The organism is Streptococcus macacae NCTC 11558, assembly GCF_000187995.2.
GTDB classification, from domain to species: Bacteria; Bacillota; Bacilli; order Lactobacillales; family Streptococcaceae; genus Streptococcus; species Streptococcus macacae.
This window is the reverse complement of record NZ_AEUW02000001.1, coordinates 263,014-277,600: the sequence shown is the minus strand read 5'-3', so window position 1 is coordinate 277,600 and position 14,587 is coordinate 263,014. Positions and strand designations below refer to the sequence as shown.

15 protein-coding genes are annotated in these 14,587 nt (G+C 37.1%); 4 read left to right on the top strand and 11 right to left on the bottom strand.

The features are described from left to right. Positions 1 to 11 precede the first annotated feature (11 nt). Entirely contained in the window at positions 12 to 920 is a 909-nt protein-coding gene (locus STRMA_RS01420; protein ID WP_003078825.1) for an HAD family hydrolase, read from the bottom strand. 138 nt (positions 921 to 1,058) lie between these two features. Here STRMA_RS01420 and lysS point away from each other — a divergent pair, with 138 nt between their 5' ends. Next, positions 1,059 to 2,549, top strand: coding sequence for a lysine--tRNA ligase (gene lysS / locus STRMA_RS01415; RefSeq protein ID WP_003080508.1), 1,491 nt, complete (start codon positions 1,059 to 1,061; stop codon positions 2,547 to 2,549). Positions 2,550 to 2,777: 228 nt separating this feature from the next. On the opposite strand, the gene STRMA_RS01410 is transcribed toward lysS, so the two are convergent. Next, positions 2,778 to 3,656 carry a helix-turn-helix domain-containing protein gene (locus tag STRMA_RS01410; RefSeq protein WP_003079149.1) on the bottom strand — a complete coding sequence of 293 codons (879 nt, stop codon included), beginning with the start codon at positions 3,654 to 3,656 and terminating at the stop codon, positions 2,778 to 2,780. Positions 3,657 to 3,993: 337 nt separating this feature from the next. Next, complete coding sequence (locus tag STRMA_RS01405; RefSeq protein ID WP_003081030.1) at positions 3,994 to 6,207, bottom strand: YSIRK-type signal peptide-containing protein; 2,214 nt, start codon at positions 6,205 to 6,207, stop codon at positions 3,994 to 3,996. A gap of 260 nt (positions 6,208 to 6,467) precedes the next feature. On the opposite strand from STRMA_RS01405, the gene STRMA_RS01400 reads away from it, so the two are divergent. Next, complete coding sequence (locus tag STRMA_RS01400) at positions 6,468 to 7,820, top strand: Nramp family divalent metal transporter (protein ID WP_003079214.1); 1,353 nt, start codon at positions 6,468 to 6,470, stop codon at positions 7,818 to 7,820. A gap of 58 nt (positions 7,821 to 7,878) precedes the next feature. On the opposite strand, the gene STRMA_RS01395 is transcribed toward STRMA_RS01400, so the two are convergent. Beyond that, on the bottom strand, positions 7,879 to 8,091 hold the full coding sequence (locus STRMA_RS01395; protein ID WP_003081185.1) for a YdbC family protein: 213 nt from the start codon (positions 8,089 to 8,091) through the stop codon (positions 7,879 to 7,881). Between the two features lie 146 nt (positions 8,092 to 8,237). On the opposite strand from STRMA_RS01395, the gene STRMA_RS01390 reads away from it, so the two are divergent. Next, positions 8,238 to 8,561, top strand: a complete 324-nt coding sequence (locus tag STRMA_RS01390) for a hypothetical protein (RefSeq protein ID WP_003080216.1) — start codon at positions 8,238 to 8,240, stop codon at positions 8,559 to 8,561. A 53-nt stretch (positions 8,562 to 8,614) separates the two neighbouring features. On the opposite strand, the gene STRMA_RS01385 is transcribed toward STRMA_RS01390, so the two are convergent. Both STRMA_RS01385 and STRMA_RS01380 read right to left on the bottom strand, forming a co-directional pair. Then, positions 8,615 to 9,907 carry a peptidase U32 family protein gene (locus STRMA_RS01385; protein ID WP_003082356.1) on the bottom strand — a complete coding sequence of 431 codons (1,293 nt, stop codon included), beginning with the start codon at positions 9,905 to 9,907 and terminating at the stop codon, positions 8,615 to 8,617. 30 nt (positions 9,908 to 9,937) lie between these two features. Beyond that, positions 9,938 to 10,864 carry a peptidase U32 family protein gene (locus tag STRMA_RS01380; RefSeq protein WP_040841712.1) on the bottom strand — a complete coding sequence of 309 codons (927 nt, stop codon included), beginning with the start codon at positions 10,862 to 10,864 and terminating at the stop codon, positions 9,938 to 9,940. A 109-nt stretch (positions 10,865 to 10,973) separates the two neighbouring features. Between STRMA_RS01380 and STRMA_RS01375 the strand changes: the two genes are divergently transcribed. Continuing rightward, a complete protein-coding gene (locus STRMA_RS01375) occupies positions 10,974 to 11,267 on the top strand; it encodes a DUF3270 domain-containing protein (RefSeq protein WP_003080752.1) in 294 nt (97 codons plus the stop codon). A gap of 81 nt (positions 11,268 to 11,348) precedes the next feature. On the opposite strand, the gene STRMA_RS01370 is transcribed toward STRMA_RS01375, so the two are convergent. The 5 genes from STRMA_RS01370 to STRMA_RS01350 form a co-directional block, all read right to left on the bottom strand. Next, on the bottom strand, positions 11,349 to 11,807 hold the full coding sequence (locus tag STRMA_RS01370) for a YtxH domain-containing protein (RefSeq protein WP_003081575.1): 459 nt from the start codon (positions 11,805 to 11,807) through the stop codon (positions 11,349 to 11,351). Between the two features lie 2 nt (positions 11,808 to 11,809). Beyond that, on the bottom strand, positions 11,810 to 12,202 hold the full coding sequence (locus STRMA_RS01365) for a DUF948 domain-containing protein (RefSeq protein ID WP_003078626.1): 393 nt from the start codon (positions 12,200 to 12,202) through the stop codon (positions 11,810 to 11,812). A gap of 42 nt (positions 12,203 to 12,244) precedes the next feature. Next, positions 12,245 to 13,018 (bottom strand): prolipoprotein diacylglyceryl transferase, encoded by a 774-nt coding sequence (gene lgt, locus STRMA_RS01360; protein ID WP_003079887.1) that lies wholly within the window; start codon positions 13,016 to 13,018, stop codon positions 12,245 to 12,247. Continuing rightward, the gene (gene hprK, locus STRMA_RS01355; protein WP_003079116.1) at positions 13,011 to 13,946 is read right to left on the bottom strand and encodes an HPr(Ser) kinase/phosphatase; all 936 of its coding nucleotides are present in this window, start codon (positions 13,944 to 13,946) and stop codon (positions 13,011 to 13,013) included. The genes lgt and hprK overlap by 8 nt, the downstream gene beginning before the upstream one ends. A gap of 315 nt (positions 13,947 to 14,261) precedes the next feature. Beyond that, positions 14,262 to 14,549: a PspC domain-containing protein gene (locus STRMA_RS01350; RefSeq protein WP_040841444.1), complete on the bottom strand. Its 288-nt coding sequence runs from the start codon at positions 14,547 to 14,549 to the stop codon at positions 14,262 to 14,264. Positions 14,550 to 14,587 lie beyond the last annotated feature (38 nt).

Below are 14,587 nucleotides of genomic sequence, written 5' to 3'. Positions count from 1 at the left end.
TTTTTTATTGCTTACTGTCTCGAAGCATACTTTAAACGAAGAATCTTTTCTTGACTTGGATTTAAACGAAGTAAAATAACGACTTTATCTATACTCATATTACTTTCTAATAAACGTTCTGCCGCTATCATTAAACCATTATCAATCCCCATCTGCAAAATAGGATTCTCCTTGTCCTGAAGATCAAAAATAAACTTATTATCAGGAAGATCAAACAGAACCTTGACAGCTCCAAAAAGCTGATCAAAAGAGTCAATTTCCAAATCAAAAACAGGTTTTGTACCAGGCTGCAAACTTCTACCACGGTGATTGAACCACATAGAATGCCAGCCTCCATTAAAAGCTCCCATGATATCATTATCATAAGAATCTCCAACATAAAGAGTGGTTCCAGGATTCATGTCAAATTGTTCTGCAGCAAGATTAAAGATTTCCTTTTCGGGTTTTTGAAAACCTGTAGCCTGACTAACAATTACTCGCTTAGGCTCCACATAGTCATAAAGCCCTAATCTTTTAACTTTTTTTAATTGATGTTCTGTTGGTCCGTTAGTAATAACACCTATTGGGACTTTTTTCTTTTTTAAAAAATCAAGCGTAAGCCGCATTTCATCAAGCATTGTGATATTATCTAGTTCATTTTCATAAATAGCTTGAAAATGACTTCCCTCTTCTTCACTGACATGAGGATAACCAAATTCTGCAAGAGTTTGCTGACAGCGCCAAATACGAAAATACTCTGTAGTCCATTTACCTGAAATAACTTTTGGAAAACCTGTATCAGAGTAATGACGAAATCGGATATAAGCCTGATTCATTTGTGAAACATCAAAATCAGGAAAAGATTTTTGCATAGCTTGACGATAAGGGGCTTGTTGATCATAAATCGTATCATCAACATCAAAAACAATAGCGGTAATCATAAAAAAACTTTCTAATTGGTATTCTTCAAAAAAATTATACTATTTTTTATTTTGTGATTCAAACGGAATCTAAAATAAAGAGTGTATTCTATTGTATTTTTATGATAAAATGGATAGGAAAACTTTTTGGAGGAAAACATGGCAAATCAACATACAGAAGAATTGAATGACCAACAAATCGTCCGCCGTGAAAAAATGGCAGCTTTAGCTGAACTAGGGATTGATCCATTCGGCAAACGTTTCGAGCGCACGGCTACTTCTGGACAACTAAAAGAAGAATACGCTGATAAATCAAAAGAAGAATTGCATGATATTAATGAAACGGCCACAATTGCTGGCCGTCTGATGACAAAGCGTGGTAAGGGTAAAGTAGGCTTTGCCCATCTTCAAGATCGTGAAGGACAAATTCAAATTTACGTTCGCAAAGATACTGTTGGCGAAGAGAACTATCAGATCTTTAAAAAAGCTGATATCGGAGATTTTTTAGGCGTAGAAGGTGAAGTCATGCGCACAGATATGGGAGAGCTTTCCATCAAAGCTACTCATATGACACACCTCTCCAAAGCTCTACGCCCACTACCTGAAAAATTTCATGGTTTAACTGATGTTGAGACCATCTACCGCAAGCGTTATCTTGACCTGATCTCTAACCGTGAAAGTCTCGAACGTTTTGTCACGCGTTCCAAAATCATCTCAGAAATACGACGTTACCTTGATAGTCTTGGTTTCTTAGAAGTGGAAACACCTGTCCTTCATAACGAAGCTGGCGGTGCTGCTGCTAAGCCATTTACAACCCATCATAATGCTCAGGATATGGATATGGTGCTTCGAATCGCAACAGAGCTTCATTTGAAAAGGCTGATTGTGGGCGGTATGGAAAGGGTCTATGAAATGGGACGTATTTTCCGCAATGAAGGAATGGATGCCACTCATAATCCCGAATTTACCTCCATTGAAGTCTACCAAGCTTATGCAGACTTTGAAGATATTATGGATCTGACCGAAAACATTATTCAAAACGCTGCTAAGGCAGTTAAGGGAAATGGTCCTATTAAATATCAAGGTACTGAAATTAAAATTAATGAACCCTTTAAACGTGCTCATATTGTGGATTTAATTAAGGAAGTGACTGGAGTTAATTTCTGGCCGGAAATGACTTTGGAAGAAGCACAGGCACTTGCCAAAGAAAAAAATGTTCCACTTGAAAAACACTACACGTCAGTTGGACACATTATCAATGCCTTCTTCGAAGAATTTGTTGAAGAAACGTTAATTCAGCCAATCTTTGTTTACGGTCATCCCGTTGAAGTTTCACCGCTGGCTAAAAAGAATACAGATGACCCTCGCTTCACAGATCGCTTTGAGCTATTCATCATGACTAAGGAATATGGAAATGCCTTCACCGAATTAAATGACCCAATTGACCAATTGGAGCGCTTTAAGGCTCAAGCGGCAGCTAAAGAATTGGGAGACGATGAAGCCACAGGTATTGATTATGACTACGTTGAAGCTCTTGAATATGGCATGCCGCCAACAGGAGGCCTTGGTATTGGTATTGACCGCTTAGTCATGCTCTTAACAGATACAACTACTATTCGCGATGTACTGCTCTTTCCAACGATGAAATAAGACTGCATTGACACATACACTACTGGTACAAAATAGCTATATTATCATTTTGGGTATTATAGCATCTATTTTTTAGCCATATACACAAATACCTCCGTTGCTATCTAATAACTAGATGGCAACGGAGGTACTTTTTATATCTCAGCTATGAGAAACATAGATTTATAAAATATTTCCGGAGTAGGCTTACGCTCAATCTCTATCGCCGTTTCTGGCTAATGACTGCTTTTAACTATTTCTGATAATAGTCAGCTCAGTTCGAAAACCATTTAACTCAATAGAATTCTCTGAGTCTTGAGAAGAAAAATCAGCTGTCTTATGCCCATTGTCCTCAAAAGTCAGACTTGTCCCCAGCCCTCTTTTAAGCGCTCTAAAGGCGTAAGCTGCAGGCAGATAGATTTTGGAAGCTGCCAAAACTTGGTTAACAGCAATGTCTCCTTTATGATCAGTGACCTTTATCACCATATCAAGCTTGCTATTGAGCTCCTTCTCCCCCTGACCGCCATCAATGATTACTTCTGATACCCGACCGTCTAACTCAAAGTTCTCACTGCAAATCTGGATTAAGTCCACCTTCTCGCAATTCACAGAAAGTTCAACATCTAAAAGATAATGCTGAGGCAGATCCACAAAAACAACGAGTCCTTCTTTGGCCATTGTCTCTGTCAGCCCTGCTAATTTTTTTAAGCCCACATCCATCTTGCCTTTCGTCTCATCGATTTTAACTTTGAGACCCTTGGCCAAATCCTTAATAGAATTGCTGGCTAAGCGCACTTTAATTTTTTCACTGTCGCTAGATTGCAGAACAAGATGATGAAGACCTCCTAGCTTTAGATCAAAATGCTTCTGAGCGTCCAGATCATATTCTGTCCAGCTATCATAAAGAAAGTCCTTTTGAGGGCTGCCTGCTTCTCTTGAGGAAAGCAGATCATCTACGGAAACCTGACATAAGTCAGCAATAGCCTTCAAATTAGCAATATCCGGCATACCCCCGCCTGTTTCCCATTTTGTAATAGCTTGTCGAGAGACATGAAGTTTTTCAGCCATTTTTTCTTGTGATAAGCCTAATTGTTTTCGATAAGTTCGTAATGTTTTGCCAAATGCCATCTGTCATTAGCCGCCTTCTAAAATAAATTATCGTTCTAAAACGATTCGTCTGTTCACAGTTTAAGATAAAGCATTGAAAAGAGAAAGAAAGCAGGCATGACATTTCCCAAAAAGACAGCTACTCTTTGTAGCATTTCTCTCTAAAACACCTCTAGCAAGGCTTTTTGGCCAAGCTTGTCAGCTTGGTTCTCTTTTACCCTCTAATCTATTTTCCAAACTTTGCAGAGACATTATAAGCAGCGCAAAAATTTAGGAATGTCAGCCTTTGTTTCTCTTTTAAATGTTTTTGAGATGCTATAGTAAAAAAGATCTGATTATTAAAGAACGATTATTTTATTTATCCTCTTTGCTGCCTATTTAACCAATCAAAAATATTATTATAGATTTCCCCATTAACATTAGCCTTTGCATCTCCGCCATATGTTGAATTAGTTGCAACCATACCTGTAAGACCCGGCCAGCTTTTAGCATTATCACTATTTTGGACACCCTTTACTTGGTCATTTAAGAAATAAATCCAAGACCAATGACCATTATAGATAACACCAGAATAATGATTGCCCACATTCGTCTCATAGTAAGAAAGCCATTTATTTTGCGCTCCATTTTCAAGCATTTTTTTATAAAATGGAAGAACACTTGTATCAGCTGATATCGCTTGATCAGCACGTGTATGGATTAGCCACATGGGTTGATTTTTTAAAGATTTCCAGGCATTGGCAGTAATCTGACTATTATTATCTGTTAACTGATTATTGTAAGAGGCTGCAATTGGCACCAGAGCAGCAAAATAATGCGGATAAGCAACTCCCATATCTAAAGTCATTCCACCGCCATTAGAAACACCTGCCAGATAAATACGATGACTGTCAATATCCGGATGGCTTTCTACATAAGCATTAATAGCTTTCATCAGATCGGCTGTCTGATCTTTATTCCAAGGCGTTGGTGATTGAAGAGCTAAAACATAGGCTCCTTTTTGATCGCCTTTGCCTGTCGAGGTAAAATGACTTTGAATAGGATCTTCTGTCAGACGCACAACATTGCTGGCAAGAAGTGGGATATTAACATCAGTCCCTACTTCTCCAACACCATGCAGCCAGATAAGGAGAGGTCTCTTCTGACTGCTATTAGTATTTGCAGGCCGGTAGGCAGCGTAATGATAATTTCCATAACTTCCTCGCTCTGAAAAACGGTTTGTTGTTAACAGTAAGCGGTTATTAATAGTATCTTGCTCTGAACTAATTGTTTGACTGCTATTAGAATTACCAGTTTTTACCTGTAAATTCTCTAGCTTAACAGTGTAATGGTCAACCCATTTATTGCGAAAAGATTGTGCATCAAAAATAAAAGGAGAAGCATTTTTACTGCTATCATTAGGATCGTAAGGAACGTCCAATTCAAGAGTCACATAAGGACTATTATCAAAATAAACAACATGGCCAGCCGCATCAGAAACATAGGAATTTAGTATTTTTCTTTGAACACCTGCAGTTGTTACAGTTGCTGCTGTGTGGATAACATCTGTAGTTACTTTATGATTAAGTTGAAGGACAATCTTTGAAACAGCAGGTCCGAATTCATAACTGTCAACAACAATACTGGATTTAACAACTTCTACTTTATCATTGGTTGTTACTCTGCCATTATCATCAAATTGATAAACAGCTCCATTAATAATACGTTTTGTATTTTTTAATAAATCGCCAGAGTTCTCATCATAATAGTAAGAAACTCCGTTTTCTTGAATAAACTGCCCCTTAACCTGACTGCCATCTGGATTAAAATAGAGATTCTGTCCGTTAAGGCTCACTTTCCCCGTAACGGGGGTACCATTATGATTAAGATAGTACCAGTTCCCTTGGACATTAACAAATCGATCAGTCCACATACTGCCATCATTTTGATCATAATAATGATTATTTCCATCTGTATCTTTAGCAAAGCCGCCTTTGACTTGTTTTCCGTCTTGTCCAAAATACATCGTTTTGCCATCAATGATTTGACTGCCTGTAACATTTTTACCGTCAGAACCTAAATAATACCAATTACCTTGCCCATCATCTACAAAAGTATTGGTCAAGTGTGAGCTATCATTTTCAGAAACAGTCTGTCTAGCAGTGCTAGGCTGGCTTTGAGACTTACCTTTAGTTTGCGGTCTCTTTTGATCAGAAGTGCTTGCTGCTGTCGTCGCTGTTGTCGTTTGCTGACTGTTTGACGATGCTTCTGTCACAGCGTACTGCTGCTTGGTTTTAGCTGCATCGTTAACAGTACTTGTTGAAGGAGTATTAGCCGCTGTACTTAATTCGTTAGCTAGAGTTGTTGTTTGAGCATTCTGGCTAACCGTCTCATTTGTTTTTGCTTGCGTTGACCATGTCTGCTTGCTAGCTTCTTGCACCTGAGTCACTGTTGTGCTAGCTTGCTCAGCTGCAGCTTTATCGTTAGCTTTAGCAATTGTTGTTATACCAAATAAGGAAGCTGCAATGGTTACTGAAGTCAAACCAAATTTCAATTTACGTAAACGATAATGTTCCTTCTTTTCAAACTTCATAAAAAATTCCTTCTTTTAGTTATTTTTATTAAGTTTAACACTTTATTAAATGAAATACTATGCCAGTCAGACTTTGTAATATAAAAACAACGGCATTGTTAGAAATATTAAGGTTAGGTTAATAGCAAGAGCGAAATTGCTGGCATTGACAAATTTATTATTTTAAATAAGTAGGTATCCTTTTTAAAAAAATTAAGCATATTTAATTTTTTTATGTTATACTATAATCAAAAATTTAGAAAAGAGAGTTTCAAAGTACCATGCACTCTTCTTCAAAAAAAACGTTTAAAAAACGATCTCTAAGTGAAGTTAATCAAAGTGTGGAAGTTCCTCAAAATGCCCCTTTTCTAGCTACCTTAAAAGCTTTTTTAGGACCAGGAGCTCTTGTTGCTGTCGGTTATATGGACCCTGGAAACTGGATTACCAGTGTCGTTGGCGGAGCTAGTTATAAATACCTCTTGTTATCCGTTGTTTTAATTTCTTCGCTAATTGCTATGCAGCTGCAGCAGATGGCTGGAAAACTAGGCATCGTTACTCGCCTGGATTTGGCGCAAGCAACGGCTGCTCACCTTCCTAAAGGGCTACGCTATCTTTTATTTGCTGTTATTGAATTAGCATTGATGGCGACAGACTTGGCAGAAGTCATTGGCTCTGGAATTGCTTTACATCTTTTATTTGGCTGGCCTTTGCTGTTTTCGATTTTCATCACTATTTTAGATGTTTTTTTACTTCTTTCTATTATGAAACTTGGCTTTAGGAAAATTGAAGCGATTGTTTCGACCCTTATTTTAACTATTTTAATTATTTTTCTTTATTTAGTGATTATTTCGCACCCAAGCCTTTCTGGTATTTTCAAAGGATATGCTCCTAATCTTTCTATTTTTGACTCAAGGCAAGCTGCTACTGACAGCAGATTAACTTTAGCACTTGGTATTATTGGAGCAACTGTTATGCCTCATAATTTATATCTGCATTCCTCAATCTCACAAACTCGTCAGGTAGATTATAAGCAAAAAGCCTCTGTTGCACAGGCTGTAAAATTTATGACTTGGGATTCCAATATCCAACTTAGTTTAGCTTTTGTTGTTAATTCTTTGCTTTTAATTTTAGGGGCAGCTCTTTTTTACGGGCATGCTAGTCAAATCAGCGCCTTTTCCCAAATGTATAATGCTTTAGCTAACAACAATATTGCCGGCGCAGTCGCTAGCTCCTTCCTCTCTACTCTTTTTGCCATTGCCCTTTTAGCAAGCGGACAAAACTCAACTATTACAGGAACCTTAACAGGACAAATTGTCATGGAAGGTTTCTTGCATCTCAAGATGCCTCAGTGGCTTATTCGCTTAGTGACTCGCTTATTGGCCCTGCTGCCAGTTTTGATTGCTGCTATCCTTTATGGAAGCAGAGAAAAAATTTTAGATGAACTCATCGTTTATTCACAAGTTTTTCTCTCTATTGCTCTTCCCTTTTCTATTTTCCCCTTGGTTTACTTCACTTCACAAAAGAAAATCATGGGAGAATTTGTTAATGCTAAATGGAATACCTACCTTGCTTATGCCATTGCTAGCTTATTGACGATTTTAAACCTGCAATTAATTATTAATATAATCTTTTAAACATCAAAGTTTTTAAAATCTGTCTATGGTATTAAAAAAGAGCCTTATCAAATAAGGCTCATTTTTTTAATTCATTGACTAGAACATCAAACTCTTCATTAGTCAATGTAATTCCTTTACCCATTTTGGTATGGTCTGGACTCCATGAACGGATATCAAACTTTGCCGGTGCACCATTGAAACTAACACGGTTCAGTTCCTTTGTCCAGCCCTTTTCATTTTCTGACAATACCAATAGGTTTTCTTCAATTTCAAATGTAAATTCAGCCATAGCTACCTCCTACTTTTATCTATTCGCAAAAGATATTCATTTTAAACTCTAACAATAAGCAAACCGCCATATCATTTTTATTTAACTATTTCATTTTAATTTAAAATGCGGTATAATCATTCTAACAATTTTGGAAAGAAAATGCTATGAAAAAATTCCTAAAAATTATTTTAGAAAATATTAGGGAATTTATTGATCCAACCAAGAAAACTCCTGATGATATTATTCTAAAAAGAAACCAATTTCTACAGACCATTACACAAGCACAAAAAGATCACAAAGCTGTACATGTTATTTATTTGGATAAAAGTTTCACTGGTGATATTGTCAAATATGATCAGGAAGACAATAAACTTATTTTAAAAAATTTTCAAAAAAACATGTCAGCTATTATTAAAATTTCAGATATTAAGCGACTTACTATTGTTCCAAAAACGGTTCAAGATTCCCAAAAACTAAGAACGAAATAGAATTTAAAAACAAAGGATAAAAATAATCCTTTGTTTTTAAATTCTTAACAATCTTATGCCCTAACAGTCACACTGCTGCCATCTTCTTTGTAAAGATTGACTAAACCTTCTTTGCAGGCACGAATCATATCACCTGCTTTAACTTTTTGAGGCACAGTAATAGTCAATAGTTCCATTGGTTTTGGGGCACGTTCAATTTTTTGCCCATCAGCATTATGTAAATCTTTAATAAAGGCTTTGAAATGTCGAAAGCCTGGACCATAAAATTCAACAGAATCACCTTCATTAATAACATTGCGTTGACGGATAGTCGCCCGCATGGCAGTCTCATCAAAATCTATAACCTCACCAACAAACTGATATTGCGGTATTTTCCGACGGGCTCCAAATAATTGTTCATTTTCAGTCGGTCTATGATAATAGAAACCAGTTGCTAATTCACGCTGAGCAACTTTCCATAGTTCATCAATCAAATCCTCTTTCATAGCTTCAAACTTTGCCGGACTCTCCAAATAAGCGTCAACAGCAGCCTTATAACAATTAGTCACTGTTGAAACATAATGAATAGACTTCATACGTCCTTCAATTTTAAGACTGTCAACACCATTTTCGATCATATCCGGTATGTTTTCGATCATGCACATATCGACAGCTGACATAGAAAATTCTTCTGGTATTTCACCCTTAAGTGAACGGCGTTCTTGACCAAAGGGCAGATCATATAAATCATATTTCCAGCGGCAGGACTGAGAACAGCCGCCTCGATTGGCATCACGGTGGCTCATATGATTAGAAAGAACACAGCGGCCAGAGTAGGAAATGCACATAGCACCATGGACAAAAGCTTCAATTTCAACACTGGTACGCTTACGTATTTCAGCTAATTCAGCCATTGATACTTCACGCGCTAAAACAACTCGTGTCAAGCCGAGTTCTTTCCAAAATTCAAAAGTCTCATAATTTGTAGATGAGGCCTGCGTTGATAAGTGAATCTCTAAACCAGGAGCATCTGTTACGCAAATTGTAATAAGGGCTGGATCTGACACAATTACAGCATCAAGGCCTAAGTCACGTAATTGTCGAAACCACTGACCAGCTCCAATTTCATTACCTTCGTGGGTTACCATATTAGCAGCTACATAGACTTTTACTCCATGATCGTGGGCATAAGAGATACCTTCAGCCATTTCTTCCATTGAGAAATTGCCTGCTCGGCTGCGTAAACCATAGGCCTGCCCTCCTATAAAAACAGCATCTGCACCATAATCAACTGCAACTTTTAATTTTTCTAATGTCCCAGCAGGCGACAGCACCTCTGGTCTTTTTTTCTTTATTTGTTGTGTCATTTAATATCCTTTTTATTGATTTACTCACTATTATTTAACAAGATTGGGATCAAAGTCATAAAATCCAGTATCCAAACCGCGGTTTTGGGGATGCCATTTACGAATTTCCTCATCTAAAAGAAAAGCTTGCGCTTGACTGAACTTATCAGCCTGAATTAAATCTCTGGCTGTGACAAAGGCTTTAGCAATTTCAACAAAATGCTGTCCAGGACAGTAAATACCATCTAGCTTCCAGTTAAAGTAATTATGTTCAACTAAGTCTGACAGTTTAGTCATTAAATCAATGTCATTATTCATAAAAATATGAGTCCCGTGCTGATCTTCATAAATAGAATAATGAGATGCTGGATCATCAGGTTCTGCCAAAAATAAACCGCGTTCCCTTGTTTTCTCATCATCAATATGTGTAAAATTATAATAATTTTGCAGCAAAGGACGCTTTGAATGATGGATCACTGATGCCCCATAGACTAATATCTCTGCAGGAATCTCTAAATTTTCAGACATTGCAAACAATTCCTCAGAAGGGATTTCCCTTGCTAAGACAGCTTCAACTGCACCATGCTGCCCCCAAAAATTAATCTGGCGGCTAGAGGTCACAAAAACAGACGTATCATAAATCAGCTTAAAATGATAACCATCACGTTTATTGACATAAAAAACACCCGCATCGCCAACGACGAGGTAATCTACTTTAATCTCCTTCATTAACTCCAAAAAAGGCTTTATATTATCCATCATTTCCTGATGCATCAGAGCATTCGCAGCTACTGTTAATTCTTTTCCTGCCTCATGGACTATTTGAGCAATCTCTCTTAAATCATCATAAGTAAACGTATGCGGCAAACGCAAAGCATAATCTTTTTCACCGACATATATCCTGTCTATCCCTGCCGCTACTAATGCTTTGACTTGTTCAATCGATTCAGCTGTTGCTGTTATCTTAATTTTTTTCATATTTAACATTGTATCAAATTTAAGATAAAAATCTACTTTTTTTCAAAAAATAGATGACAAATACTTTGATTTATGATAATATGTTATGGAATATTTAAAGGAGGAAGATATGCCAGCTAATCTGAATAGGCAGCCGGAAAATCATGAATATTATGATTTTCAAGAGGACTACACGCCTAAGTATCAAGAATTTCAAGATTTTGATGATAGCAGGACAAAACTGCGTGAGCTTATCTTTTTCGCTAGGCTAGCTTTCTTTTGTATTGTGACTATCCTGACCTGCTTCATTCTGTTGGTCGCTAAGTTCCCTCCTCTTTTTGCCTTTCCTTCTGCTCTATTAATCAGCTGGGGAGTCACAGCTGCTGTTAAATCTGCTTTTAAACACTTTAAAGCCAAACAATAAAAAATCTTCCGAAAAGGAAGCTTTTTTAGTTGTATAATACACTTAAAAAACAATACTGCTATAACCATAAAGAGCTTGGGACTATTTTTTATCCCAAGCTCCTTTACTATCCTTAGGCTCATACTCAATAACAATATCATCAGATGATACTTGTTCATCTGAAATGAGTAATTTTTTTGATCCTTCATTTTTAGAATGGCTTCTTGCCTGAGTAAAGCGATCCTTAACTCCTGAAAAAGCCTGATTAGCTACATCTCCTGCCTGATTAGCTTTTTCTTTAACCGCTGAAATAACGTCTTCCTTACCTAACTCACCTGATTCAAATTTCTCTTTGTAAGTATTTAAAGTATCAGCCGCAGCATCTTTGTATTCTGATGCTTTTTGAGCAAAGTATTGGTGGTATTCCTCAGGACTTTCCTTGTATCCTTTTATCGTTTTTTCTACCTTTTCTTGGAATCGTTTCCCTTCCTCAGTAGATAAGAAATAAGCTGCAGCTGCGCCGGAAGCTGCTCCGATAATAACTGTTTTTAAAAATCCCATAATTATTCTCCTTTTCTACGAAATAGCTTTGAAGCGACCTTAGCAAAAGTAAAAGCTGCTCCTGCTTTGCCAGCATTAGCACTAAAGTTACTTGCTTTTTGTCCAAAATAACGCGCTTGTTGATTTAAATCAGAAACACTTTCTGATAAATCAGCAATAGCAGTAAAAAGAGGATCAATGGTCTCCACTTTTCCATTAATATCTTCAACTAAAACATTTGTTTTAGCTAAAAGTTCATTGGTTTGAAAAAGTGTGACATTTACATCGCTTGTTAGTATTTTAATGGTCTGGCGTGTCTCATCGACTGTCTCTGTCATTTTTCTAATCAGTAAAATAACAAAAATCGTTAAGACTGCAAATGCTATCGCAAAAATCAATAAAGCAATTTCCCACATAATTTTCTCCTAAATCTATATATTATAATGATAATGTATTGACTAATAATAAGCCAATTCCTTATTACGGCGCCTCATAAACACCATAGCAATACCAAAAATAACCAATAAAGCTGACAGCCACTGTGAAACACGCAGTCCCATCAGCATAAGACTGTCTGTCCGCATTCCTTCAATGACAAAACGGCCACAGCCATACCAAATCAAGTAAAAAAAAGTGATCTCTCCTTCTTTAAATAATTTAGGCCTATGCCGCAAGGCTATAATAAGGATAAAGCCTAGTAAACTCCACAAGGATTCATATAGAAAGGTTGGTGTTCGATAATGTCCGTCAGTAAACATTTGCTTTCTGATAAAGTCAGGCAAATAATTGAGCTGGCTGACAGCTTTACCATACGCTTCTTGATTGAAAAAGTTTCCCCAGCGGCCAATAGACTGGGCTATCATGACGCCTGGAACAGCTATATCCAAAAAATCAATTGGTTTAATCATCCGATAATAGGAAAAGATAAATAAAACTATAGTCCCTGCAATCAGACCACCATAAATAGCAATTCCCCCGTGCCAGGTGATGAGAATTTCACTTGGATTTTTGCCATAATAATCCCAATTAAAAACAACATAATAAAGTCTTGCACCGATAATGGCTATGGGAAAAGCTAACAGAATAAAATCCAAAATGTCATCTGATTTGATCTTTTTTCTAGGAGCTTCTTTTCTTGTCAAATAAACAGCTAATAAAAGCCCTGACACAATACAGATAGCATACCAATGAATGGACAAAGGGCCCAATTTTACAGCAATTGGATTAATCATTGTTCACCTCATTTTGATCAATCAGATCTGTTAAGCGATTTTCAAATGTTTTTGTCGCATCATAGCCCATTTGTTTTGCACGATAATTCATCGCTGCAGCTTCAATAACTACAGAAACATTTCGACCCGTTTTCACAGGTATACGAATACGAGGAATCCTGACTCCTGAGAGCTCAATATCTTCATTGCCATTTCCCAAACGATCAAAAATCTTATCTTTTTCAAAATTTTCAAGATAAATGGACAGCTGAACCTGTGAAGAGTCTTTAACAGCACTAGCTCCATAGAGGCTCATAACATCAATGATCCCAACACCGCGAATCTCTAAAAAATGACGTAAAATTTCGGCTGGCTCTCCCCACAGCGTCTCTTCATCTTTAGCAAAGACATCAACACGATCATCTGCTACAAGACGGTGGCCGCGTTTTACCAATTCAAGGCCAGTTTCACTTTTTCCAATGCCAGAATCCCCTTGGATAAGTACTCCCATTCCGTAAATATCCATAAGAACGCCATGTACACTGGTTCTCTCAGCTAAACAGGAATCTAGATACCAGGACATCTCCCCTGAAAGCCGGCTAGTAGGAACATGACTCTGTAATACAGCTATGTCTTCCTCTTTAGCAGCTCTCAGCATTTCCTCTGGAATAGTCAGATCTCTGGCAACAATGACGGCTGGCGTTTCTCTGCGAAACATTTCTTTTAAGACAGAATAACGATTATGAGAAGTCATCTGAGTGAGATAAGACCACTCCTTCATCCCTAACAATTGAATGCGCTCTGGAGAATAATAATCAAAATAGCCAGTCATCTCAAGGCCAGGACGGGAAATATCAGAGGTTACAATTTCTTTTTGTAAAAGTTCTTCTGAACCATAGACAACGTCCAATTTAACCTTGTCAACCAACATTTGTACTGTAACTGCCATACTACCTCCTTAGCACCCTATTATATCATAAAATCAAAAGAGAAAAAGTAAGTTGCCATAAAAAGTGGCAAAAGAAGTAAAGTAAAACATCAATTTAACATGTTACTTTGCTTCAGAAAGGCAAATGAAAACTGTTTTATAGCTAGATAAAATGAGTCTCGCTTGCAAGTTAATAGCTTAAAGAAGTGTTACAAAAATAAAGAGGCCATGACCTCTTCTTAGTCTTGACCTCTGTCAGTTTTTATTATTAAAAAATAACCTTCTTTCCTGTTCATAAGAAGATTATATTATAAAAAATGGGAAAACTTAGAATTGTCAAAACCAGTTATCTTCTTCATCGCTGATAATTTCAGCATCTTTACGCTTACGGCTTCCTTGGGAATGGTAATGTGCTTGGTAATCTTCTCTGTCTAAATCTTCCTTATAGGGTAAGCAGACAGCTAAAATAATATAAAGAACTATTCCTCCTGGAAAAATATACATGAAAAGAGCTGCTAAAACTCTGGCTATTGGTAATTCCCAATCGTATTTATCAGCTAAACCAGCGATAACACCGCTAGCCATACTCTTTTTCCTCAACTTATAAAACGTTGCTTTTGACATAAAAACTGCTTCCCTTCTTCAGCTGCCATAAAAATGGT

What these genes read in the sequence shown, in the direction of transcription:
- STRMA_RS01395 (WP_003081185.1), bottom strand. Translation starts at nt 8,091, where the DNA reads ATGGCTGAATTTACATTTGAAATTGAAGAAAACCTATTGGTATTGTCA.
- lgt (WP_003079887.1), bottom strand. Translation starts at nt 13,018, where the DNA reads ATGATTAATCCAATTGCTGTAAAATTGGGCCCTTTGTCCATTCATTGG.
- hprK (WP_003079116.1), bottom strand. Translation starts at nt 13,946, where the DNA reads ATGGCAGTTACAGTACAAATGTTGGTTGACAAGGTTAAATTGGACGTT.
- STRMA_RS01365 (WP_003078626.1), bottom strand. Translation starts at nt 12,202, where the DNA reads ATGTGGGAAATTGCTTTATTGATTTTTGCGATAGCATTTGCAGTCTTA.
- STRMA_RS01420 (WP_003078825.1), bottom strand. Translation starts at nt 920, where the DNA reads ATGATTACCGCTATTGTTTTTGATGTTGATGATACGATTTATGATCAA.
- STRMA_RS01400 (WP_003079214.1), top strand. Translation starts at nt 6,468, where the DNA reads ATGCACTCTTCTTCAAAAAAAACGTTTAAAAAACGATCTCTAAGTGAA.
- lysS (WP_003080508.1), top strand. Translation starts at nt 1,059, where the DNA reads ATGGCAAATCAACATACAGAAGAATTGAATGACCAACAAATCGTCCGC.
- STRMA_RS01385 (WP_003082356.1), bottom strand. Translation starts at nt 9,907, where the DNA reads ATGACACAACAAATAAAGAAAAAAAGACCAGAGGTGCTGTCGCCTGCT.
- STRMA_RS01375 (WP_003080752.1), top strand. Translation starts at nt 10,974, where the DNA reads ATGCCAGCTAATCTGAATAGGCAGCCGGAAAATCATGAATATTATGAT.
- STRMA_RS01390 (WP_003080216.1), top strand. Translation starts at nt 8,238, where the DNA reads ATGAAAAAATTCCTAAAAATTATTTTAGAAAATATTAGGGAATTTATT.
- STRMA_RS01350 (WP_040841444.1), bottom strand. Translation starts at nt 14,549, where the DNA reads ATGTCAAAAGCAACGTTTTATAAGTTGAGGAAAAAGAGTATGGCTAGC.
- STRMA_RS01410 (WP_003079149.1), bottom strand. Translation starts at nt 3,656, where the DNA reads ATGGCATTTGGCAAAACATTACGAACTTATCGAAAACAATTAGGCTTA.
- STRMA_RS01370 (WP_003081575.1), bottom strand. Translation starts at nt 11,807, where the DNA reads ATGGGATTTTTAAAAACAGTTATTATCGGAGCAGCTTCCGGCGCAGCT.
- STRMA_RS01405 (WP_003081030.1), bottom strand. Translation starts at nt 6,207, where the DNA reads ATGAAGTTTGAAAAGAAGGAACATTATCGTTTACGTAAATTGAAATTT.
- STRMA_RS01380 (WP_040841712.1), bottom strand. Translation starts at nt 10,864, where the DNA reads ATGAAAAAAATTAAGATAACAGCAACAGCTGAATCGATTGAACAAGTC.